Consider the following 21868-nt stretch of genomic DNA (forward strand, 5'->3'; position numbering starts at 1 on the left):
GAGGTCCGTATCCGCTGAGACGGCTTCGTTCCTCATGGTGAGGAGCGCCGCTCGCGGCGCGTCTCGAACCATGAGCCCCGAGCGGTTGGCGCCTGGGCGCGACGCTACGATCCGAGCGGTGCGATGCCATGGATTTTCAGCATCGCATCGACATATTGCGGGTAGCTGACAGAGAGATCGGCGCTGACAGGGCGCTCCCGGTTGGCAGCGACGTATTGACGAAGGGTATCGAGCTGGCCGAGCTTGATGAGGAAGATCGGCACATACATCACGAAGGCAGGTGATGCCCTTCGTTCAGCCACGGCTTCGCGCCACAAGGACTCTATGTTGGTGTGCGCCTGAATGTATGGGTACCCGCAGGTCCGGATGCAGTGAACGATGTCGTCCGCAACGGTTGGCTCCAACGCTTTGCCGCGATAAGTCCAAGAAATCCTAGCCCGATTGTCAGCGTCCTGTTCGGCAAGTTGCTGCAAGTTGATCATGATCAGTGGCGGTCCATTCTTGCCGTATCGCCATGGAGCACCCGACATCTTCAGCGCTTCGCTGCTGGCCTTCAGGAACTCGTCGTTGAACACGCCGACAACCGGGCCCAGGCTGTAACGTCCGGAGTCCACACCGATCCATCCTCGCCACGCGTTGGTCCATGGCTTCACATAGATCCCGCGGGAAGGCTGCCGAAAGCCATCTTCCGAGAGCAATTCGGATATGCGTTTCGAAATCTCCGCTGAGGTGCTCATGAATATCTCTCGGTGTCGGAATGTCCTCGGAGTTCCGGTGTCTGCTTCTCCCGGAGCAAGAATTTTGCCGCTGTCACGCCCGCCCAAATTCCAAGGAGGCCGCCCAGACCTATGCCAACCACGACACCCAACAGCGCCAGCATGCTCCAGTCGCTGTGAATGCCCCTAGGCGCGAAACTGAGAGCAAAGAAGCCGGCTGCCAAGGCCGTGTAGCCGAGACCGACCGCTCCAAGCGCGCCGCCAATCAGCGCGGTGGCGGCAACGAATGACGCTCGTATCGCTTTTCCCATCGCAAGCCTGCGGCATCCCTGGAGGCAAGATTGTTCTACGGTCTGTCGGCATCTGCCAGTCTGTATCGTCCTTCGAGCACAAACTCCTGCACGTCTGCAGCGAGCCGTCAAATCGAACCAAGGAGCAATGGTCATGCGGATCACCGTCGAAACCACCGTCGCAGCCCCGATCGATCAGGTCTGGCGCGCCTATACGACGCCGGCCGATATCGTGAAGTGGAACGCTGCCTCGGACGACTGGCATACGACCAAGGCCACGATCGATCTGCGGGAGGGCGGAGATTTCTCCTCTCGCATGGAGGCCAAGGACGGCAGCATGGGCTTCGACTTCGCCGGGACCTACACGAAGATCGTCGAGCACAAGCTGATCGCCTACGCCTTCGGCGACCGGAAAGCGGACGTCCATTTCGAGACCGGTCCGAACGGCGTTCTCGTTCGCGTTGTCTTCGATCCTGAAACGACGCACCCGGTCGAGATGCAACAGCAAGGCTGGCAGGCCATTCTCGACAATTTCAAACGGCACGTGGAGGCGAAGGCGTCCTGAGCGTGCCGGGCGCACGGCGTCCCGATGGGGGGCGTCGTGAACGGCCTGAATCTTCTCCCTTGACAAATTCCGAAAATCAGCAATATTGCTGATATCCTGCCTCATCGCAGAGGGGCGTACGCGTCGTCACGAACGTCGGGGCAGGGATGCGGTGGCTGTGAGGATGTCGGCAGACGACCGGCGTCCTTGCGGACGGAGAAGTCGTGTGGTCCTGGCCTCTCGACGCTGAGGTCAAGTCCGCGTTGTTGCTTGACGGCGCGCGCGGGCGATGGGGGCAAAAGAGCCCGATCCCCAGGGAGAGCACGAAGGACACCGTGAAAACCATCGCGCAGGGAAGGCCGGAATGCACCGGTCGTACCTGTGGTTCCTGCCCCGTGCATTTTTCTCGCACGGGGGCCATGGGTGTGGCCAGCACCCGGTCTTCCCTGCGCCCTCTGTTTTGATCGGAGGGACATGTCGATGCAGCACTCGGGCGCCACGCGCCGCGAGGCTACGGTCGCACGTCCTTTGAGCTGTTTGAGATGTGAATCCGGTCTAGCCCCATCGTCGTCCCGGCGAACGCCGGGACCCATACGCCGCGGCGGAAGTGGCTTGGCGAGGTCCAACGACGAGCCTGCCTCAAACGAGGTCCTGTGGTTATGGATCCCGGCGTTCGCCGGGATGACGCGGTGGTTGTTGCAGGAGCGCGCTGCCTCATGGAGGCCATTGAGAGCTACCGACGCAGCCGTTTTCCTCCGCTGTCGTCCCGGACAAGCCGTGACGCGCAAGGCGCGTCGCGGCGCCGATCCGGGACCCATACGCCGCGGCGGATGTGGCCTGGCGAGGTCTAACGACCGGACCTGCCTCAAACGACTGCCTGTGGTTATGGATCCCGGCGTGCGCCGGGATGACACTGACTTTGTAGCTTGAGCGTTCCGTCTCATGAGCCTTGTGAGCGCAAGACTACGACGACAACCTCATATCCAGCAGCCGCCGGCCTTCGCCGCGCAGCAGCTTCTTCACCGCGCTGGAGGCGACGACCTCGCCGTCATTGGCATAGGCTTCGTGGTTCTTCTCGATGTCCTCGAGGCGGTACAGGTAGTTCACCATCACGGTCGCGGATTCGCGCTGGCCCTTGGAGGAGAGGTCGCCGAGCCAGTTGATGCGCTCGAGTCTGGCGCCATTGCCGAGATGGAAGCGGGCGACGGGATCGATCACCTTGCCCTTCGACGTGCGCGCTTTGAGGAAGTAGTGCGCGGCGAGCGGCTCGATCACCGGGCGCAGCTCGGCGGTCATTTCGGCATCCTCGACCCAGCGCGGCTCGTTGAGCAGCTTCAGCACGTTGCGATCCTCTTCGGTCGCATCGGGGGTCGACTTCAGCCAGTTCATGAAGCCGGGCACCGGCGACAGCGTGACGAAGGTGTCGAGCTTCGGCAGCTCGCGCCGGAGCTCCTCGACCACCTGCTTGATCAGGAAGTTGCCGAACGAGATGCCGCCGAGGCCGCGCTGGGTGTTGGAGATCGAATAGAACACTGCGGTGCGGGCGCGATCGGCGGGCACCGGCGGGCGGTCGACGGCGAGCAGCGGCGCGATCGCGCCGGGGATGGTCTCGGTCAGCGCGATCTCGACGAAGATCAAGGGCGCGTCGGGCATCGCCGGATGGAAGAAGGCGTAGCAGCGGCGATCGACCGGATCGATGCGGCGGCGCAGGTCGTCCCAGTCGTGGATCTCGTGCACCGCCTCGTAGCGGATGATCTGCTCCAGAATGTTCGCCGGCGTCGACCAGTCGATCTTACGCAGCACGAGAAACCCCCTGTTGAACCATGAGCTCAAGAGATGCACGACGTCGCGATCGAGTGCGGCGAGTTCCGGATTGCCCTTGATGAGATCCAGGAGATCGGTGCGCATCGCGACCAGCTCGGGCGTGCCGCCCGGCGCGCGGTTGAGCCGGCGGATCAATTCCTGCCGGCGCGGCTCGGAGGCGAAATGCAGCGCGCTCGCGCCTTCGTCCGACGGTGCCGCGCGCCAATCGTCGATCGCCTTGGCGAGCTTGGCCTTGTCGGGCCCGAAATCATGCACCAGCGCGGTGAAGAACGCCTTGCGGCCCTCGGGGTCGAGATCGTGATAGCCGTCGAGCACGTCGCGGGCCATCGCCGTGCCCGAGGCCTCGCCGGCGCCGGACACCAGCGCCTCGCACAGCTCGGCCAGGCTTTTCGCATCATGCTTGTCGGTAGGGGCGCCGCCGCCGCGCAGCAGCGTCCGGCCTCGCTCGGAAATTGTGGTGATCAGGTCGGTGAAAAAGGCGTTGGCCATCTGATGTCGGTCGAATCCCGGAGCGTGATGAGGGCGATGTTACATGGATTTATGGCAAAGCTGGCGACATTCAAACATAACAAATCGTCAACGCCGCCGTCGCGGCGTGCATATGCGGCCGGCGTGTCATGCACCTGTCTGCTCCGCGAATTCGGTCGGAGTGCGGCCGGTGACCTGCCTGAAGGCATGCGAAAACGCCGGCACGCTGGCATAGCCGAGATCGGCGGCGAGCTGCTTGATGGAGAGCTGACGGTCGGTGGACAGCCGCTCGATCGCGGCGGCGATCCGGGCGCGCTGGCACCACGCCTTGAAGCTCAGCCGCGTCTCCGCCGCGAACAGCCGCGACAGAGTGCGGGCCGAGCTGCCGACCTTGCCCGCCAGGGTCGCCAGATCCTCCTCACTCGCGGGAGAGGCGAGGACGAGCTGGGCGGCGCGGCGTGCGCGCGGATCCTGCGGCAGGGGGATGAAGGTCGAGGAATCCTCGGCGCGGCGCAATTCGAGCAGCGCGAGCCGCACCAGCAGCGCGGTGCGCGCACGGTCGCCGTCGGCGGCGAACAGCGCCAGGATCGCCTGGTGCAGCAGCGGCGAGACCTGCACCACGAACTCGCGGTCGAGCCGCGCGCCTCGCGCCTCCCGCGTCAGCCAGTCCTGCTCGAAATACAAGGTCCGCATCTGGCTGTCGGCCAGCATGTCGATGGCATGGCCGTGATGCGCCGGAACCCAGACGGCGCGGTCCGGCGGCACCAGCCAGCGTCCACGCGGCGTCGTCACCTGCATCGTGCCGCGCGAGGCGTAGATCAACTGGGATTCGCGGTGCATGTGCGGATCGAGCCGGGCGCCCTTGTGATAGAGGCGCGCGATCAGGTGGACGCCGGGCTCGGTCGTCACCCGGTCGGCGCCGAGCGGCTTCAATGGCGTGTCCACGATGGTCATTGGCGGCTTCTCGTTGGTCGCGTCGACTATAACCGATCTGTCAGGAATCGAGGACAGCTCCCATGAACAGTCCCCGCCGCGTCATCGGCTTCGTCAACGCGGCCCATTTCATCGACCATTATGCGATGCTGATCTTCGCAGCCGCGGTCATCATCATGGGCCCCGCGCTCGGCATGGCCTATGCGGACCTGCTGCCCTATGCGACGCCCGGGTTCATCGCCTTCGGCGCCGGCTCGCTGCTGACCGGCTGGCTCGGCGACCGCTGGAGCCGGCGGCACATGATGCTGATCTTCTACATCGGCATCGGCCTGTCGATGATCTCGGTCGGCCTGGTGCAGACGCCGTGGCAACTCGGCGCGGCGCTGCTCGCGATCGGCCTGTTCGCCTCGATCTACCATCCGGTGGGAACCGCGATGCTGGTGTCCTATGCCGACCGGCTCGGCCGCGACATGGGGCTGAACGGCGTGTTCGGCAATCTCGGCGTCGCCTCGTCGGCGCTGGTCACCGGCGTGGTCGGGCAGTATCTCGGCTGGCGCTTCGCCTTCATCGTGCCCGGCGTGATCACGGTCGGCATCGGCGCGGTGTTCGCGCTGGCGGTCGCGCATGAGGATCGCCGCGGATCGAAGCAGGCGGCGGCGCAGGCCCGCGTCGCGCGCGACCAGATGTGGCGCGTGGTGCTGGCGCTGCTGCTGGTGGTGATCGCGATCTCGACGACGTTCAACGCGATCACCGTGGCGCTGCCGAAGCTGTTTGCGGAGCGGCTGGCGGGCTTGACGCAGAGCCCGGCGCTGCTCGGCGTGATCGCCGCCGGCGTCTACGTGTTCGGCGCCATGACGCAGTATACGATCGGGCGGCTGCTCGATCGCCACGCGCTGAAGACGATCGCGCTGCCGCTCTCGCTGGTGCTGGCGCCGCTGTTGTATCTCGCCGCCGATGCGCGCGACTGGGCGCTGATCGTGGCCTCGATCGGCATCGTCATGGGCGCGTTCGGGCAGGTCACGGTGAACGACGCGATGGTCGGCAAGTACACCGCCGAGGAGTGGCGCTCGCGCGCCTATGCGGTGCGCTATTTCATCGGCTTCACCGCGGCCGGCGCCTCGGTCGGCCTGGTCGCCTGGCTGTATGAGCACGGCGGCTTCGTCACCATGCTGCAGGCCTTCGCCGCGCTCTGCCTGGTCGCGGTCATCGCCGCGCTGATCCTGCCGCCGGAGCTTCCGGCGGTGCAGCCGGCGCTGCGGCAGGCGCCGGCGGAGTGAGAATGCGATCCACCCAAATTTTCCCAATTGCCAGGCCTGCGCCGCCGGCGCAGCCTGGGCCGATATGCGCGTGCTGATACTGATGAGACCCGATTGGCCACCCTGCGGGCGACTGCGGTGGCGACAAGAGATTGAAGCACGACACCATTGAGGATCCGCCGATGATCAATTGCTTCAAGAGACTGCTGGTGCTCGGGATGGCCGCAGCGGCCGGCCTCGCAGCAACGCAGGCGCTGGCGCAGAGCGATGCGCAGCGCAACGCGATCAAGTCGGCATGCCGGTCGGACTACATGTCGAAATGCGCCAGCGTGCCGCCCGGCGGCGCGGCGGCGTTCCAATGCCTGCAGAAGAACATCGCGGGCCTGTCCTCAGCTTGCCAGACGGCGGTCAAGGCGCTCGAGCCCGCGTCAGAGGCAAGGCCTCCGGCAGACGCCAAGCCTGTCGTGGAGGCCAAGCCGGCTTCGGCGCCACCGGCCGCGAGCGGGCCGGTCGCCGCCGAGGCGAGCAAGCCTTCCGTCGAACCTCTAAAGGCTGCGGCGCAGCCGGCCGCGTCCGTCCCGGCCGCGCCTGCCCAGTTGGCCACGGCTGCGGCCAAGCCGGCTGCGGCGGCGCCTGCGGGCAAGCCGAGCGAGGCCCAGGTGGCCGCGATCCGAACTGCCTGCGGCGCCGATTACCGCAAGGTCTGCAGCAGCGTGCCGCCGGGCGGCGCGGCGGCGCTGCAGTGCCTGGAGCAGAACAAGGTGAGAGTGTCCGGCCCCTGCGCTCAGGCGATGGCGTCTTCGAGCGGCGGCGTCACGCCGAGCGGGGCATCGACGGCGACCGCGGCTATTGCCCGGCCCGCGGCGACAACCGCCGCTGCACCGGCGGCGCCCGCGCTGGTGTTGCGACCGCTGCGGCCGCTCGAGGAGTTGCGTATCGTGAGGGCCGCGTGCGGCGCGGACGCGCGGGCGTTGTGTAGCGGCATCGAGCCGGGCGGCGGCCGGATCGCGCAGTGCCTCGCGGCCAATGCCGGTGCGCTGACACCTGGCTGCAAGGGCATGCTCGCGCAGTTTGCCGCCAATCGCTGATGCAGGGTGGCTGTCGCCGTTCACGGTTACCACTGCAGCGCATGCGGGGATGCACAGGAGAGCGAATCCACCCAAATTGTCCCAATTGTCGGGTGGGGACGTCCCAGGCAAGGTCGCAACAGGGTGGATATTTGACCAATCAGATCATGATCAGGAGTTTGAAGATGAGCGCCATTCTTTCACGTGCCATTATTTCCACGCTGTGCGGATTGTTCATCCTGGCGGTAATGCCGTTCGTGTCGATGTCGGATGCCAACGCCGTGGTCTGCGCACGCGGCGTCGTGCGAGCCGGCTGCGCCGGTGCGGCGGGCGCCGTGGTGGTTCGCAAGCCGCCGGTGGCGGCTGCGGCGTGCCGCACGGTGATCGTCAATGGCGTCGCGGTTCGGCGCTGCGTTTAAGCGACGCTTAATTGGTTTTCGGTATCGAGTTATTTGAAACCGTAATTGCGACGCGCAAGTTTTGCGCGTCGCATGCTGCTTTGCGCAAGCGAGGTAAGCTGTATTTAACGGTGCTCCCGGCAAGGTGCGGCTCGTATCCAACTTGCAATTCGATGGGAGAGGGCCATGGCGTTTTGGCGCTGGCTGCGTGACGCAGCCCTGGCAGCTGCGGTAGTCACGTTTGCCGGCAACGCCGCCGGCGCAGCCGGTTTGAAGGAAGAAATCGCGCCGACCGGCAAGCTTCGCGTCGCCATCGCCGTCGGCGCCGCCGGCGGGGCGTTCTGGTGCGTCAAGTCGGACAGCGGCTATTCAGGCGTTCCGGTCGAACTGGGCAAGGCCATGGCCGCGCAGGTCGGTGTGCCCGTCGAATTCGTCGAGCATCCGAATTCCAATGCGATCACCGAAGATGCTGCGCGGGGCATCTGGGATGTGGCCTTCATGCCGAAGGACGCGGAGCGCGAAACCAAGGTCTCGTTCGGTCCGGTCTACGATTCGGTCGAGACCACCTTCATCGTCCGCGCCGGTCTCGACGTCGCCAACATCGCGGCGCTGGACCAGGCCGGCACCGAGGTTGCGGCCATCAACGATACGACCGTGATGCGCGGCGCCAAGGCCTTCCTGAAGAAGGCGACCGTCACCGGCTTCAAGTCCTATGAGGAAGTCTATGCGCTGCTGAGTGCCGGCGAGATCGACGCGCTGGCCTTGGCCCGCGATCAACTGAATCTCATCGCCAAGCAGATTCCCGGCACCAAGGTGCTCGCCGAGACCTTCAAGAAGACGGACACGGCGGTCGCGGTGCCTCTGAAGCATCCGCAGTCCTTGGCCTTCGTCACCAAGTTCATGACGGAGTCCAAGGCGAACGGTCTGCTCAAGAAGGCCTACGGCGCCAACAATCTGAGCGAGTCGACTTTGCTCACCCAGTAAGCGCACCGACGCTGCCTGCCGGACTCTCCCGCGCCACGGGGGGGGGAGCCGTCGTCTCAGCCGGGCTCCTGCGGCGTCAGTTCGGCGCCCGCCTCACGATCGGATCGAGGCCGCTTTCCGCGATCACGTGACGCGCATCCGGTGATTGCAGGAACTTGATGAGCGCCTTGCCGGCCTCCGGCTCCTTGGCGGCCGTGGCGATGCCGGCGGAGAACACGGTGATCTTCTGCAGTGCGGCCGGCAGCGGCCCGACGATGTCGATGCCCTTCACCGGCTTGAGCTCGCTGATCTGCTGAAAGCCGATCTCCGCTTCGCCCTGGGCGACGATCTCGCCGACGGGAGTGGCCGGAATCATCCGCGCCTTGCCTTTCATCTCGTCCTTGATGCCAAGCCTGTCGAACATCTCGGTGGAGACATAGACGCCGCTGGCGCTGTCCGAATAGGCGATGGTCTTGGCGGCGATCAGCATGCGTTTCACGGCTTCCGCGTTCGAAATATCGGGATGCGGCGTCCCCGACTTGACGGCGACGCCGATCGGCGAGTTGGCGAGGTCCGCACGGCTATCCGGCGTCACCTTGCCCTTGGTGGTGAGATCGCTGAGCGCGTAGCCCACCATGATGAGGACATCGGCAGGTTCGCCACGCTCGAGGCGAACCGGAATCGCATTCGTGGTTGTTCCCATCGACGGGCCGTACGCAATCGCGACCTTGTGACCCGAGCGCCGCTCGAACTCCGGCACCAGGGATTTGAATGCAGCGGTCATGCCGCCGGAGATCATGACGTGAACTTCTGCGGCTTGGGCCGCGGTGGTCAGGAGGAACGCGGCCGAAGCGGCGAGACCGATGGTGCGGAGATGGGTCGAGAGGATCATGGCAGGCTCCGAGACGAACGGCTGGAGGCCGGGGGCGCTTTGGATAGCCCGACTGTGCCGGGAAGGCCAGCGCCCCGCGGGGCCGGCCATCCCTCCGCAATGCGTCTCGCTCGCGGCGTCACTGTGTCTGCAGCGCGGCGAGACTGTTCGCCGCCACCTCAGCCGGCCTGATAGGCCGGCGCGGATGCGAGAAAGTCGTTATACGCGTCGGCGTCGGGCGGCGTGAACATCTCCGCCAATGGATTGCGCCGTCGGCGCCGAGCGCCGATGTCGGCAAGCAGTTCGTCGAAATGCTTGAAGTGATAGGGCGCGACGCAAAGTCCGCCATACACGCCCGCGGCAGGGCGCTCGATCCGCTTGAAATGCAGCATCATCTCGATGTTGTCGCGCATCTCGCGCTCGCTCGGTTGATGCGCCAGCTGTTTGTCGGCGTAGCGCACCAGCCAGTTGGCGGCCATGTCCGCACAGAGCACGGTGCAGAAGCTCGAATTGAAGCCGACGAATCCCATGTCGGGCAGATCGGGATTGGCGATCAGCCGATAGAGCCGGTACTGCCCGTCCGGATCGACCAGTCTGGCGCGGTCGGCATCCGACAGGAATGGGACCCCGAGCTTGTAGCCGATGGCGAGGATCGCGACGTCGGCCGGAATCCGTTCACCGCCGCTGGTCACGATGGTGTTCGGCTCGTAGTGGTCGAAGGTGCCGTAGACCGGCTTGATCCGGCCGTCTGCGACCATCGGGAAGAAGTCGGGCGTGGCGATCGGGACGGAGCAGTTCACGCCGTCCTCGATCCTGCCCTTCGGCACCATGTTGCATTTGGCGAGCTTCAACTGCGTCTTGAGCACGCTCTCCAGGCCGCGCCAATTGGCCCAGACGAGCGGCTTGGCCAGCAGATGGGCAACGCGCGCGAGCGGGCCGATGCCCCAGCTTGCGAACATCTGCTCCTGGGCACGGATATAGAGGATGCGCTTGAAGTTGATCAGACCGCCGACGAAGTAGGGAATGCGCCACACCGCTTCGCGAAGCACGATCGTGACCGAGCGCGCGCCGGCGCGTACGGCGTTGACTGCAATGTCGGTTGCCGATTTCGAGCCGCCGAGGACCACCACGTCGCGCCCCTTCGTGAGCGCGGCATTGTTGTATTTCGAGGAATGCAGGATCAAGCCGCCGGCGGCCGCGAACTGATCTTCGCCGCCAAGCGACAACGTCTGCGGCTCGTTGAACTGACCGGTGCAGACGGCGACGAAATCGAAATCCTCCCGGCTCGTTCGGTCTCCGGTTTTGAGGTCGAGGCTCCATCCAGGCTTGCCGTCACTGCGGCGCTGCATCGCAAGCACGGTCGTGTTCAACCGCATCAGGCGGACGAGGTCGTGGGATTTCGCGTAGTCGGCAAGATACGCATAGACCTGCGGTCCCTTCGGCCATTCGGGGTAGTGATCCGGCATCGCCTTGTCGGTGTAGCGATAGAGCTCCTTGGGGCTCTGCGTCTGCACGTCGGGATAGGACCGCGCGGGCTCCCAGACGCCACCGAGATCGGCGCTCCGCTCGACGATGGTGACGTCGTGCCCGCGGGCGGTGAATGCTTTGGCTGCAGCCAGGCCGGAGACGCCGGCGCCGATCACACAGACATTCTTTCGGCTGATCATGGGACCTCCTTGTTGTCGAGCGCGCAGCCGCGTTCGGGCGGCATTCGCCCGCCGCGCTGCAGAAGCCCGCGAGAGTTCGATGGTGACGAAGGTCGCTCGGCGCGACCGAGACGTGCGATGCCGACGGATGGGTCGGCATCGAAATCAGGGCGAGAAGGATCTCGCCGGTCGCATCTCGTCCGAGCGCAGCGGCTGCTCATGCTGCAGGCGCACGGAGCCGACAGCGATGATCGCGCGCCGTTCGTACCGCAACAATCGGGGGGCGCTCGCTGGGGCCCGCGCTGTCGCCTAGTCGTTGGCCTCCGGCGGCAGGAAGTCGACCTCGTGCTCCGCCGAGATTCGCACCACTTCGGCCGGGTCGGCGAGATTGTGCAGCATGTTGAACAGCGCCTCCAGCTTCTGCATCGGCGAGACCCAGAACAGCGCGCGCGCCGGCTTGTCGGATTTGTTGAAGTAGCCATGCGGAATGCCGCGCGGCATGCGCACGAGGTCGCCGGCATTCGCTTTGACCCAGACGCCGTCGAGCTTGAGGTCGAGTACGCCTTCCTGCACCAGGATGAACTCGTCCTGGGTGGGATGAACGTGAACCGGCACGAACTGCCCGGGCTCGCTGTTGGTCTCGAACGCGAACGTGGAGTCGGTGATGGCTTTGGGATAATAGAGCTGACCCAGGATATTCCAGGTCTTGCCGGCATAGCCGGTACCTGCGCGCGTGATGCCTTTTTCGAGTGTGATCATGGCGGATCTCCTTGCTGCACGCATGGGAGGATCGAGCCGGGGCCTGCCCAAGTCTATCCGGAAAACGAATCCCTCGACGTCAGTTGCTAATTATTATAGGTTTCAAACGATCTCGACGGGCGATGTAGGCCATGACTGCAGATGCAGATGCAGCCGCTGATCGTAGTTGGAAGTCACCGGCGGTGCCGCGGCTGACCGCCTATGGTCGTGTTGCAACGCACGATGTCGATGAGGCCGCTGAACAAATAGGCCGCATCTTCTGTCCGCATGGGCTGCAACCGGAGGCGGATACTGCGCGCGATTTCCTCGCTCTGCATAATTGCGCGGCATTCGATGGCTTTTCCATCAACTACGTCGCCTATGGCGGTGCGGTAACCATTGATCCGGGCTGTCTCGACCGCTTCTTCCTGCTGCAGCTCCCGCTGGCGGGGACCGCGCGGGTCTTCGCCGGGACCGGCGAGGTCGCGACGGCGCCGGATCATGCGGCGTCGCTGCTGTCGCCGACATTGCCCACGCGCATGGTCTGGGAGGGGTGCGCTCAGTTGATCCTGTTGCTCGACCGCCGTCTCGTGGAACAGCGCGCAGCAGCGCTGTCCGGGCGCGCGGTGCAACCGATCGAATTCGATCCCGCAATCGCGTTGTCGGGATGTCATGGCTCGCGGCTCCGGGCTCACATGCTCGGGCTCGCCGACCTCGCCGAGCGTCTCGGCGGTGGGCGCGGACTGCCAGCGGTCGCGGCCGCCAATTGGCGCGAGACGCTGCTGGATATTCTGTTCGCGCAGCCGGGAAATGGCCTGGCGGAGGCGATCAGGCTGCATTCCGGCCGGGTCGAGACGCTGCCGCAGGCCGTCCGCCGGGCGCGTGATCTCCTGGCAGCGCACGCAGCCGAACCGCTCGATCTGGCGCAGCTTGCGGCATCGTCAGGCGTGGGGATCCGGGCGCTGCAGGGCGGCTTCCGCCGCCATTTCGGCATGTCGATCTCCGACATGCTGCTCGACATCCGGCTGGCGCGGCTCAATGCGCAATTGATGACGGCTGCGCCGGAGGCGCGGATCATCGACATCGCCTTCGACCTCGGCTTCACCCATCTCGGGCGGATGGCGGGGGCCTATCGCGACAAGTTCGGGGAGGCGCCGTCGGCCACGCTGCAACGCGCACAGCGCGGCCGCTTCACGAATTGACGTGCACGAAATCCCGCAGCAGCGGATAGATCTCGTTGTTCCACTTCTTGCCGCTGAACACGCCGTAATGGCCGACGCCGGCCTGCATGTGATGGACGCGGCGATAGGCGCGCACGTTGGTGCAGATGTCCTGCGCCGAGAGCGTCTGGCCGATCGAGCAGATGTCGTCACGCTCGCCCTCGACCGTCATCAGGCCGATGCGCCGGACTGCCTTCGGGTCGACGGGACGGCCGCGGTGCATCAGTCTGCCCTGCGGCAGCAGATGGTCCTGGAAGACGTCGCGCACCGTCTCGATGTAGAACTCCGCCGGCAGGTCCATCACCGCGAAGTACTCGTCGTAGAAGGTCTTGATCGTCTCGGCCTTCTCGACCTCGCCTTTGGCGAGATGGTTGGCGAGATCCATGTGCTGCTTGACGTGGCGCTCGAGATTCATCGAGACGAATGCCGTGAGCTGCACGAAGCCAGGATAGACCTTGCGGAAGGCGCCCCTGCATTGAAAGGGCACGTAGTGGATCAGGTTGTCCTCGAACCAGTCGATCGGCTTGCTCTTGGCGAACTCGTTGACCTTGGTCGGCTGGATCCGCGTATCGATCGGTCCGGCCATCAAGGTCAAGGTGGCCGGCCGCGACGGATGGTTGTCCTCGCACATCACGGCGGTGGCCGCGAGCGCGGAGACCGACGGCTGGCAGATCGCCACCATGTGAGGGCGCGGCCCGAGCTGGCCGAGGAAGGTGATGAGATGATCGGTGTAATCTTCGAGGCCGAAGCGGCCATGATCGCGCGGGATGTCGCGCGGATTGTGCCAGTCTGTGATATAGACGTCGTGATCCTGCAATAGCGTCTTCACGGTACCGCGCAGCAGGGTGGCGAAATGGCCGGACATCGGCGCGACAAGCAGCACCTTGGGCTGATCCGGTGCGGCATCCTTCTTGAAGTGCAGCAGAGAGCCGAACGGCGTCTTGAACGTGACCTCTTCGGTGACGGCGAGCTCGCGGTTGCCGACCATCACGCTGTCGATGCCATAGGCCGGGCGGGCGTAGGTCAAGGCCGAGCGGGAGATCAGCTCGAGCGCGGCGGACAGACGCCGCATGGCGCGGCTGGATAGCCCTGATGGGATCAGGTTGAGATAGCGCATGGCGGCTGCCGCGCTCTGGCGCCACGGCTCGGTCAGGTCCATGTGGTTCTGATAGGCTTGGTACAGCAGCGCCATCGCGTCCGATCCATTACATGCATTGGTGTATGCAATATCGAAGCCAGAGCGGCCGAGTCTTGCCTGAAAAACTGGCATGTCGCTTGCTCGATGAAATCTCTCACATATCCGGCTCCGCCCATCGCGCCGCTTGCACGAGCGGCACGATGGGCGGACGACAATCGACAATGCGGCAACAGGGTAGGGCGACATGGCCAAAGCGACGTTGACCATCAGTAGCAAGAATTACTCGTCGTGGTCGCTGCGCGGCTGGCTGCTGGCCAGGTTTGCCGGACTGGATTTTGACGAGGTGATCGTCGGTCCGGACGACGCGTCGGCTCGCGCCGAGATCCTGCTGCTGTCGTCCTCGATCCTGGTGCCGTGCCTGCGCCACGATGGTGCGACGATCTGGGATACGCTGGCGATCGGCGAGTATCTCAACGAGACCTTTCCGGAGGCGGGCCTGCTGCCAGCCGACCGCATCCAGCGCGCGCATTGCCGCTCGATTTCGGGCGAGATCCATTCCGGCTTCACGACTCTGCGGGCGTCGCTGCCGGTCAATCTCAAGGGCCACTTTCCGGGCTTCAAGGTCTGGACGCGGGCGCAGGCCGACATCGATCGCATCTGGGCGATCTGGCGCGACTGCCTGGAGAGATCCGGCGGTCCATTTCTGTTCGGCCAGCGCGGCATGGCGGATGCGATGTATGCGCCGGTGGTGACGCGCTTCGTGACTTATGACGTGAAGCTGGAGCCGCAGCTCAGGGCCTATGCCGACCTGATCATGGCGATGCCGGAGATGCAGCAATGGATCGAGGCCGCCAAGGCCGAGCCCGAGGAGATCGAGGAGCTGGAGGTCGAGTACTAGGTGTCCTGCCGTCAGCGGTCCATGCCCGCGGCCCTTGGCAGCCGCCGGCCCCGGCGAGAACGGCTCATGTCGCGGGCAGGTGCTGCTCAATTTGAAGCCGGATTTGCGTCCTCTCGGCGCGTGGCGTGAGCTGTCAGCACGTCACCATTGCCGTGTGGCGTCGGCCAAAACCCGGTTGTTGGCAATCAGTTCGGCGCGCGATGCCGTCACCGCCTGCCGATCTTTGCGTTGCGAACAGGGCGTGGCGTGGTTTTCGCATGGCACAATCCGCTTTCTGACGTGGTGGCCGCTGTGGCCGATCGATGGGCCGCAACGGTCGCCGATGTCGCAATCAACCGGTGGAGGCCGTCATGAACCAGCATGCAGTGGTGACCAAGTTCTCGCACGTGAAGCCCGAGGATACCGACTACAAGGGCGGTGGGTTGCGCGACTTCTTTCTGTATCGCGATCTCGGCATCGCCGACGCCACCGGCGGGCAGGTGATCTGCCACCTCGTCAAGGCCAATCCGGATTGTCCGCCGGTGGATGGCACAGGCTGGCATCGCCACGATTGCGATTTCCAGATCGTCATCATGATGAAGGGCTGGGCCCGCTTCATGTACGAGGACAAGCCGACCCTGGTGAAGGCCGGCGACGTCGTGCACCAGCGGCCCGGCATCGTGCACTACCTCTACGATTATTCCCCTGACATGGAATATATGGAGATCGTCAGCCCGGCCGACTTCAAGACGGTCGAGATGCCGCCGGCGACCGACAACGTGCCGCCGGTCACGCCCTGGACCTGAGCGCCTTCTCCGTTAGTCTTTGGCATCCGGTTGCGGCAAGCGGCCGGAGGCGTCTCCTCACGATGTGGTGGGTCGTCTCCGATGTGTCCGACATCTAGCGTGAACGGATCGCGCACCAGATGCGGCGTCCGATTCGGACGCGATTCGTTCCGGCAGCGTTCCAAGGATTAAGACTGCAAGGCAGCGCCGTCGCGTTTTGACACACGGCACGCGCGCTGCCTGTCTCGCGCCTTGGTGCTCCACATTGCCCCTTGCGACCGGTCTGGTGCCGGTCCATCACCCGCAAGGGGAGCATCGATCATGACCTTGACCACATTGGCTTGGCTCGCGCTCGCGGCCTACGGCGCGCATATTCTCGAGGAATACACGTTCGATTGGCGCAATTGGGCGCGTACGGTGATGAAGCTGCCGGTCGAGTGGAGCGACTTCTACGTGACGAACGCGCTGGTTGTCGTGCTCGGCGCGGTGCAGGCGGAGCTTGCCGAGACATGGCCGCCGGCCGCGCTCACCTACGCGGCGCTGATGATCATCAACGCCATCTTCTTTCACATTCTGCCGTTCCTGCGCAGCGGAGGCAGATTCTCGCCGGGGCTGGCGACGGCGCTGATTCTGTTCTTTCCGATTGCCATTGCAATGTGGCGGCGGGCGTGGGGCGACGGTCTGCTCGACGTTGGAACGGCTGTCCTCGCGGTCGTCGCCGGCGCGCTGCTGATGGCCTATCCGGTCGTGATGCTCAATCTGCGTTCGAAACCATATTTTCGGCAAGACCGGCCCTGAGCAGAACTCAGGGCCCGGCATGATCAATAAGACGAAGCGCGATCGGCAACGAAGCTCGGCTGCGGACGGCGTCCATTGCGCTCGTCAAATCGCGAGCGTGGGAAGCGCCAGCCGATGACGGTGGCTTCGAGCGCGCCGCCGGATTCCTTGTTGTGCCATTTGCCATCAATGTAGAAACAGGGGAACGGTAGTTGGTAGGTGCCGCTGTGATCCTCGCACAGCACCTCGACCGTCTGTCCGGGCGGCGGCTCACCGCTGCCGTCGAATTGCGCCAGCCGTTTTTCGCGCGTAGCCATTCTGTCCATCTCCCTAAAAACGGGTCCCGGCCGGAACTTCAATGCGCGATTGAGGTCTCAGTATGGTATCAATCAGGAAACTCCGTCAGTTCCACGCAAAATCATGTGTTGGGCAAGCCAATGAGAAAATTGTGATGCGAAGAATCGTTGCCGCGGGAATCATTTTTGCCGCGAGTGTGCTCGCGATGTGTGTGAGTTCTGCCGGACATGCGCAGGATATTCCGGGCATCGAGATATGCACTGCAGAAAAGGCGATGGATCGTCGGACATCATGTCTGCAGAGCAACATCGATTTCCTGCAGAAGACGATGACCAAGCAAGCGCTCGATCAGCAGCAGAAGCTCGATGCGGCGAATCGGCAGATCCAGGCGCTGAAGGCTGCGCTGATCTCGCAGCAGGGCCTGATCGACGAACTGAAGGCGTCGCAGGCGAAGCTTGCGGACGAACTGAGGAAGAAGGCCGATGCGCCGGGCGCCAAGGACGCGGCGCCGGCGAAGCCGGCCGGCAAATAGCACGGTCCGCAGCGCAATAACGATCAAGCGCACGAGGACGTCCGCGCGCATGATCGGCCGCTTCGACAAGGAGAGGCGCGTGTCCAACAACCCGGCCGAGAGGGCGCTCTGGTTCATCGAGAGCCATCTGTCGGCGCCGTTGACGTTGGATGATGTCGCTGCCATTGCCGGCGTGTCGCGCTTCCACATCGTGCGCGCGTTCGCGGCGGCGACCGGCGTCTCGGTGATGCGCTATGTCAGGCTGCGCCGTCTCAGCGAGGCGGCACGGGCTCTGGCCTCGGGAGCGCCGGACATTCTCAGTCTCGCGCTCGAGGCCGACTACGGCTCCCACGAAGCGTTCACGCGCGCGTTCCGCGACCAGTTCGGCGTCACGCCGGAATCGGTGCGCGCCAGCTCACGCCTCGATGGCCTGTCGCTTCAGGAGCCGATCATGATGGACCAGACTCCGCTCGCCGATCTCGCCGCACCACGTTTCGTCACGGCCAAGCCGCTGCTCGTTGCCGGTGTGGCCGAGCGCTTCAGCCATGACAACGGGGCCGGCATTCCGGCGCTCTGGCAGCGCTTCCACCTGGTCGAGCAGGATATCCCGGCGCGCGTCGGCGACGTCGCTTACGGCGTCTGCTGCAACGGTGACGACGCCGGAAACTTCGGCTATATCGCAGGCGTCGCGGTAGCCGACTTCTCCAACCTGCCGCGCAGCTTCGCCAAGGTTCGGATTCCCGCGGCCACCTTTGCCGTGTTCGCCCATCCGGGCCACGTCTCGACCATCCGTCGCACCGTCAGCACGATCTGGAATCACTGGCTGCCGCAATCGGGCTGCACGGTCGCCGATGCACCAAATTTCGAACGCTACGATCAGCGCTTCGATTCCAGGACCGGTGATGGCGGCTTCGAGATCTGGGTTCCGGTGATTCGCTGAGGCGGTCCCGAATTGTGTCGAGACGCTGCAGGCCAGCCCTGCGGCGCCGGACCCTGCCGATTGCTTGGCAAGCAGCGGCACGTTTGCGATAACCTCACGCCTAACAACAATGCGCCGCGGCGCGGCGACGAAAGCGGGAGGTCGTCCGATGTCCGACATGCGCGTGCTCGCCACCGATCTGGAATTTCCGGAAGGGCCCGTGGTGATGCCCGACGGCTCGGTGGTGCTGGTCGAGATCCGCGGAAAGCGCCTGACGCGGGTGTTTCCCGACGGCCGCAAGGAGATCGTGGCGCAGATTCCGGGGGGGCCGAATGGCGCGGCGCTGGGGCCCGACGGCAAGATCTACATCTGCAACAATGGCGGTTTCTCCTGGATTCCGACTGGCAAGATGATCATGCCGGGCCCGCAGCCCGAGGACTATCTCGGCGGCTCGATCCAGCGCGTCGATCTGCAGAGCGGCAGGATCGAGACCGTCGTCAGCCGCTGCGGCGAGCACGCGCTGCGCGGGCCGAACGATCTGGTGTTCGACCGTCACGGTGGCCTGTGGTTCTCGGACCTCGGCAAGCGCCGCGCCCGCGACATGGATGTCGGCGCGTTCTATTACCTCAAGCCCGGCATGAGCGAGATCGTCGAGGCCGTCCACGGCATTCTGCCCGCCAACGGCATCGGGCTCTCGCCGGACGAGAAGACCGTCTACATCGCGGAGACGCCGACCGCGCGTCTCTGGGCCTACGACGTTCCGGAGCCAGGCACCGTCAAGCCGCGCGAGGTGATCTATCGTGGTGAGCGCGGCCGGCCGATCTGCGGCCTCGGCGGCTACCAGATGTTCGACTCGCTCGCGGTCGAAGCGAACGGCAATGTCTGCGTCGCGACGCTGATCTCCGGCTGCATCAGCGTGATCGCGCCGGACGGCACGCTGGTCGAGCAGGTCCCGACCGGCGACCGCGTCACGACGAACATCGCCTTCGGCGGCCCCGAGCTGAAGACGGCCTACATCACGCTGTCGGGCCGGGGCGAGCTGGTGGCGATGGACTGGCCCCGGCAGGGCCTGCCGCTGAATTTTCTGAACAAGTGAATGCGGCTGGGCATCGTCATCACGGCGCGCCGGTGATAACCAGCTGGCTGGAACGTCGTCGGAATTGCTCCTCATGGTGAGGAGCGCCGCAGGCGCGTCTCGAACCATGAGGCCTCCATCGTGGCCTCATCCTTCGAGACGCAGCGCTTGCGCGCTGCTCCTCGGGATGAGGGGAAGGAGTCTTTGATGCCCTTTCTTGAACCAGTCACCCTTCGCGGCCCGCATGCGAGCCTTCTGCCGCTGTCGGCGGACCATCACGATGCGCTGGTCGAGGCCGTCAGTGACGGCGAATTGTGGAAGCTGTGGTACACCGCAGTTCCGAAACCCGAGACCATGGCCAGGGAGATCGAGCGCCGGCTCGGCCTGCTCGCGGCCGGCAGCATGCTGCCGTTCACGGTGCTCGATGCCGACGGCCGCGTTGCCGGTATGACCACCTACATGAACGTCGATGCCGCCAACCGTCGCGTCGAGATCGGCTCGACCTGGTATGCGAAACGGGTGCAGCGCAGTGCGCTCAACACCCAGTGCAAGCGGCTCTTGCTGGCGCATGCTTTCGAGGCCATGGACTGCATCGCGGTCGAGTTCCGCACCCATTTCTTCAACCACCAGAGCCGCCGCGCCATCGAGCGGCTCGGCGCCAGGCAGGACGGCATTTTGCGCAGCCACCAGATCGCGCCGAACGGCACGCTGCGGGATACCGTCGTCTACAGCATCACCGCAGCCGAATGGCCGACCGTGAAGGCGCATCTCGACTACCAATTGAATGACAAGCCGCGCTGACCGCGCTATGGCCGCTTGCCGCCTCGCGCGGCTGATGACGATGAGACCGGGACGAACGACCAGATGGATACCTTCGACTATGTGATCGTGGGCGCCGGCTCCGCCGGCTGCGTGCTGGCGAGCCGCCTCAGCGAGGACCCTGAGGTCACGGTGTGCGTGCTGGAGGCGGGGCCGCGCGACTGGCATCCCTACATCCATCTGCCGGCCGGCTTCATCAAGACCTTCTACATGAAGAGCATCAACTGGGGTTATCAGCAGGAGCCGGGGCCCTACACGGCCGGGCGCAGCATCTACGCGCCGCGCGGCAAGACGCTCGGCGGCTCCTCGTCGATCAACGGCCATGTCTACAATCGCGGCCAGCGCCAGGACTTCGACACCTGGGCGCAGATGGGCAATCGCGGCTGGAGCTATTCCGACGTGCTGCCGAATTTCAAGCGCATGGAGAAGCGCATCGGCGCCGGCGAGGACCAGTATCGCGGCCGCGACGGCAACCTCATCGTGACCACCATGGAGTGGAAGGACACGCTGTGCGAGGCCTTCATGGATGGCGCTGTCTCGCTCGGCATCCCGCGCAACCCGGACTACAACGGCGCGATCCAGGAAGGCGTCTCCTACGTCCAGCGCACCATCCAGAACGGCCGCCGCGTGTCGTCGGCGACCGCATTCCTGCGTCCGGCCAGCAAGCGGCCGAACGTCGAGGTTCGCACCCACGCCCATGCCACCGGCGTTGTGCTGGAAGGCAAACGCGCGGTCGGCGTGCGCTATCATCGCGGCGGGCGCGGCGGCGTGCCGGTCGAGGTGCGCGCGCGTAAAGAGGTGATCCTGTCCGGTGGTGCCTATAATTCGCCGCAGCTCTTGCAGCTCTCCGGCATCGGCGCGCCCGAGCTGCTGCAGGAGCACGGCATCGAGGTGCGTCATGCACTCCGAAGCGTCGGCGAGGGCCTGCAGGACCATTACGCACCCCGCACGGTGGCGCGTGTCAAGAACATCAAGACCGTCAACGAGCTCGCGCGCGGCCTCAATCTGTGGGGCGAGGCGCTGAAATGGGCGGTGACGCGGCGCGGCATCCTGTCGCTGTCGCCGACCATGGTCTACTGCTTCTGGCATTCCGGCGAGACCGCCGAAAGCTCCGACCTGCAGCTCACCTTCACGCCGGCGAGCTACAAGGAGGGCGTGCAGGGCCAGCTCGAGGACGAGCCCGGCATGACGGTGGCGTCCTGGCAGCAGCGCCCCGAGAGCCGCGGCCATGTGCGGCTGCGCTCGGCCGATCCGTTCGCGCCACCGCTGATCCAGACCAACTACCTCACCGCCGAGCTCGACCGCCGCGTCGTCGTCGCCGGCATGAAGCTGGCGCGCCGGCTGCTGGCCTCGGCGCCGCTCGCGCCGTATTACGCCTACGAGGATTTTCCGGGACCGAAGGTGAACAGCGACGACGAGTTCCTGGCCGCGGCGACGCAGCGCGCCACCACCACCTTCCATCCCGGCTGCTCCTGCCGGATGGGCCCGGCGGACTCGACCTGGGCCACGGTCGACGACCAGCTCCGCGTCCACGGCCTCTCGGGCCTGCGCGTCGCCGACGCCTCGATCATGCCGCGCATGATCTCCGCCAACCTCAATGCCGCGACCTTGATGATCGGCGACAAGGCGGCGGACCTGATTCTGGGCAAGGCGCCGGTGCCGGAGAGTTTGTCGGCGTAGTTGGGGCCGTCGCCGCTTATCGTTCGAGCCAGTGTCGTGCCGCACGACCAGTGCGC

The 21868-nt window shown here is 65.1% G+C and carries 22 protein-coding genes; 14 read left to right on the forward strand and 8 right to left on the reverse strand.

Going from position 1 to position 21868, the window contains the following annotated elements; all coding sequences use genetic code 11:
• Positions 1 to 104 precede the first annotated feature (104 nt).
• A complete protein-coding gene (locus QX010_RS03985; protein WP_316177776.1) occupies positions 105 to 737 on the reverse strand; it encodes a hypothetical protein in 633 nt (210 codons plus the stop codon).
• A 423-nt stretch (positions 738 to 1160) separates the two neighbouring features.
• On the opposite strand from QX010_RS03985, the gene QX010_RS03990 reads away from it, so the two are divergent.
• Positions 1161 to 1571, forward strand: coding sequence for an SRPBCC family protein (locus tag QX010_RS03990; RefSeq protein ID WP_316177778.1), 411 nt, complete (start codon positions 1161 to 1163; stop codon positions 1569 to 1571).
• A 942-nt stretch (positions 1572 to 2513) separates the two neighbouring features.
• On the opposite strand, the gene QX010_RS03995 is transcribed toward QX010_RS03990, so the two are convergent.
• Both QX010_RS03995 and QX010_RS04000 read right to left on the reverse strand, forming a co-directional pair.
• On the reverse strand, positions 2514 to 3863 hold the full coding sequence (locus QX010_RS03995) for a malonyl-CoA decarboxylase (protein ID WP_316177779.1): 1350 nt from the start codon (positions 3861 to 3863) through the stop codon (positions 2514 to 2516).
• A gap of 126 nt (positions 3864 to 3989) precedes the next feature.
• Complete coding sequence (locus tag QX010_RS04000; protein WP_316177780.1) at positions 3990 to 4796, reverse strand: helix-turn-helix transcriptional regulator; 807 nt, start codon at positions 4794 to 4796, stop codon at positions 3990 to 3992.
• Between the two features lie 62 nt (positions 4797 to 4858).
• Between QX010_RS04000 and QX010_RS04005 the strand changes: the two genes are divergently transcribed.
• The 4 genes from QX010_RS04005 to QX010_RS04020 all read left to right on the forward strand — a co-directional run bounded on the left by QX010_RS04005 (position 4859) and on the right by QX010_RS04020 (position 8480).
• A complete protein-coding gene (locus QX010_RS04005; RefSeq protein ID WP_316177782.1) occupies positions 4859 to 6052 on the forward strand; it encodes an MFS transporter in 1194 nt (397 codons plus the stop codon).
• A gap of 161 nt (positions 6053 to 6213) precedes the next feature.
• Positions 6214 to 7119, forward strand: a complete 906-nt coding sequence (locus QX010_RS04010; RefSeq protein ID WP_316177784.1) for a hypothetical protein — start codon at positions 6214 to 6216, stop codon at positions 7117 to 7119.
• Positions 7120 to 7283: 164 nt separating this feature from the next.
• On the forward strand, positions 7284 to 7517 hold the full coding sequence (locus tag QX010_RS04015; RefSeq protein WP_315805809.1) for a hypothetical protein: 234 nt from the start codon (positions 7284 to 7286) through the stop codon (positions 7515 to 7517).
• 165 nt (positions 7518 to 7682) lie between these two features.
• Entirely contained in the window at positions 7683 to 8480 is a 798-nt protein-coding gene (locus QX010_RS04020; protein WP_316177785.1) for a transporter substrate-binding domain-containing protein, read from the forward strand.
• Between the two features lie 76 nt (positions 8481 to 8556).
• On the opposite strand, the gene QX010_RS04025 is transcribed toward QX010_RS04020, so the two are convergent.
• From QX010_RS04025 to QX010_RS04035, 3 genes are all read right to left on the reverse strand, one after another.
• On the reverse strand, positions 8557 to 9351 hold the full coding sequence (locus QX010_RS04025) for a substrate-binding domain-containing protein (RefSeq protein ID WP_316177787.1): 795 nt from the start codon (positions 9349 to 9351) through the stop codon (positions 8557 to 8559).
• 158 nt (positions 9352 to 9509) lie between these two features.
• The gene (locus tag QX010_RS04030) at positions 9510 to 10997 is read right to left on the reverse strand and encodes an NAD(P)/FAD-dependent oxidoreductase (protein ID WP_316177789.1); all 1488 of its coding nucleotides are present in this window, start codon (positions 10995 to 10997) and stop codon (positions 9510 to 9512) included.
• 288 nt (positions 10998 to 11285) lie between these two features.
• Complete coding sequence (locus QX010_RS04035; protein ID WP_316177791.1) at positions 11286 to 11735, reverse strand: cupin domain-containing protein; 450 nt, start codon at positions 11733 to 11735, stop codon at positions 11286 to 11288.
• 131 nt (positions 11736 to 11866) lie between these two features.
• Here QX010_RS04035 and QX010_RS04040 point away from each other — a divergent pair, with 131 nt between their 5' ends.
• The gene (locus QX010_RS04040; RefSeq protein ID WP_316177792.1) at positions 11867 to 12916 is read left to right on the forward strand and encodes an AraC family transcriptional regulator; all 1050 of its coding nucleotides are present in this window, start codon (positions 11867 to 11869) and stop codon (positions 12914 to 12916) included.
• Here QX010_RS04040 and QX010_RS04045 read toward each other — a convergent pair.
• Positions 12906 to 14126: a polyhydroxyalkanoate depolymerase gene (locus QX010_RS04045; protein ID WP_316177794.1), complete on the reverse strand. Its 1221-nt coding sequence runs from the start codon at positions 14124 to 14126 to the stop codon at positions 12906 to 12908. The two genes, QX010_RS04040 and QX010_RS04045, sit on opposite strands and share 11 nt — an antisense overlap.
• A gap of 190 nt (positions 14127 to 14316) precedes the next feature.
• Between QX010_RS04045 and QX010_RS04050 the strand changes: the two genes are divergently transcribed.
• The 3 genes from QX010_RS04050 to QX010_RS04060 all read left to right on the forward strand — a co-directional run bounded on the left by QX010_RS04050 (position 14317) and on the right by QX010_RS04060 (position 16532).
• The gene (locus QX010_RS04050) at positions 14317 to 14970 is read left to right on the forward strand and encodes a glutathione S-transferase family protein (protein WP_315805782.1); all 654 of its coding nucleotides are present in this window, start codon (positions 14317 to 14319) and stop codon (positions 14968 to 14970) included.
• A 350-nt stretch (positions 14971 to 15320) separates the two neighbouring features.
• Positions 15321 to 15755: a cupin domain-containing protein gene (locus tag QX010_RS04055; protein ID WP_315718052.1), complete on the forward strand. Its 435-nt coding sequence runs from the start codon at positions 15321 to 15323 to the stop codon at positions 15753 to 15755.
• 300 nt (positions 15756 to 16055) lie between these two features.
• The gene (locus QX010_RS04060; protein WP_316177796.1) at positions 16056 to 16532 is read left to right on the forward strand and encodes an HXXEE domain-containing protein; all 477 of its coding nucleotides are present in this window, start codon (positions 16056 to 16058) and stop codon (positions 16530 to 16532) included.
• 23 nt (positions 16533 to 16555) lie between these two features.
• On the opposite strand, the gene QX010_RS04065 is transcribed toward QX010_RS04060, so the two are convergent.
• Positions 16556 to 16828, reverse strand: a complete 273-nt coding sequence (locus tag QX010_RS04065; RefSeq protein ID WP_315805780.1) for a hypothetical protein — start codon at positions 16826 to 16828, stop codon at positions 16556 to 16558.
• 185 nt (positions 16829 to 17013) lie between these two features.
• On the opposite strand from QX010_RS04065, the gene QX010_RS04070 reads away from it, so the two are divergent.
• From QX010_RS04070 to QX010_RS04090, 5 genes are all read left to right on the forward strand, one after another.
• On the forward strand, positions 17014 to 17340 hold the full coding sequence (locus tag QX010_RS04070; RefSeq protein ID WP_316178441.1) for a hypothetical protein: 327 nt from the start codon (positions 17014 to 17016) through the stop codon (positions 17338 to 17340).
• 49 nt (positions 17341 to 17389) lie between these two features.
• A complete protein-coding gene (locus QX010_RS04075; protein ID WP_410051919.1) occupies positions 17390 to 18259 on the forward strand; it encodes a GyrI-like domain-containing protein in 870 nt (289 codons plus the stop codon).
• A gap of 148 nt (positions 18260 to 18407) precedes the next feature.
• Positions 18408 to 19334 carry an SMP-30/gluconolactonase/LRE family protein gene (locus QX010_RS04080; protein ID WP_316177800.1) on the forward strand — a complete coding sequence of 309 codons (927 nt, stop codon included), beginning with the start codon at positions 18408 to 18410 and terminating at the stop codon, positions 19332 to 19334.
• Positions 19335 to 19520: 186 nt separating this feature from the next.
• Positions 19521 to 20114 (forward strand): GNAT family protein, encoded by a 594-nt coding sequence (locus QX010_RS04085; protein WP_315805777.1) that lies wholly within the window; start codon positions 19521 to 19523, stop codon positions 20112 to 20114.
• 63 nt (positions 20115 to 20177) lie between these two features.
• On the forward strand, positions 20178 to 21812 hold the full coding sequence (locus tag QX010_RS04090) for a GMC family oxidoreductase (protein WP_316177801.1): 1635 nt from the start codon (positions 20178 to 20180) through the stop codon (positions 21810 to 21812).
• Positions 21813 to 21868: the final 56 nt, after the last annotated feature.

It is taken from the genome of Bradyrhizobium sp. SZCCHNRI1009 (assembly GCF_032487575.1).
GTDB lineage: Bacteria > Pseudomonadota > Alphaproteobacteria > Rhizobiales > Xanthobacteraceae > Bradyrhizobium.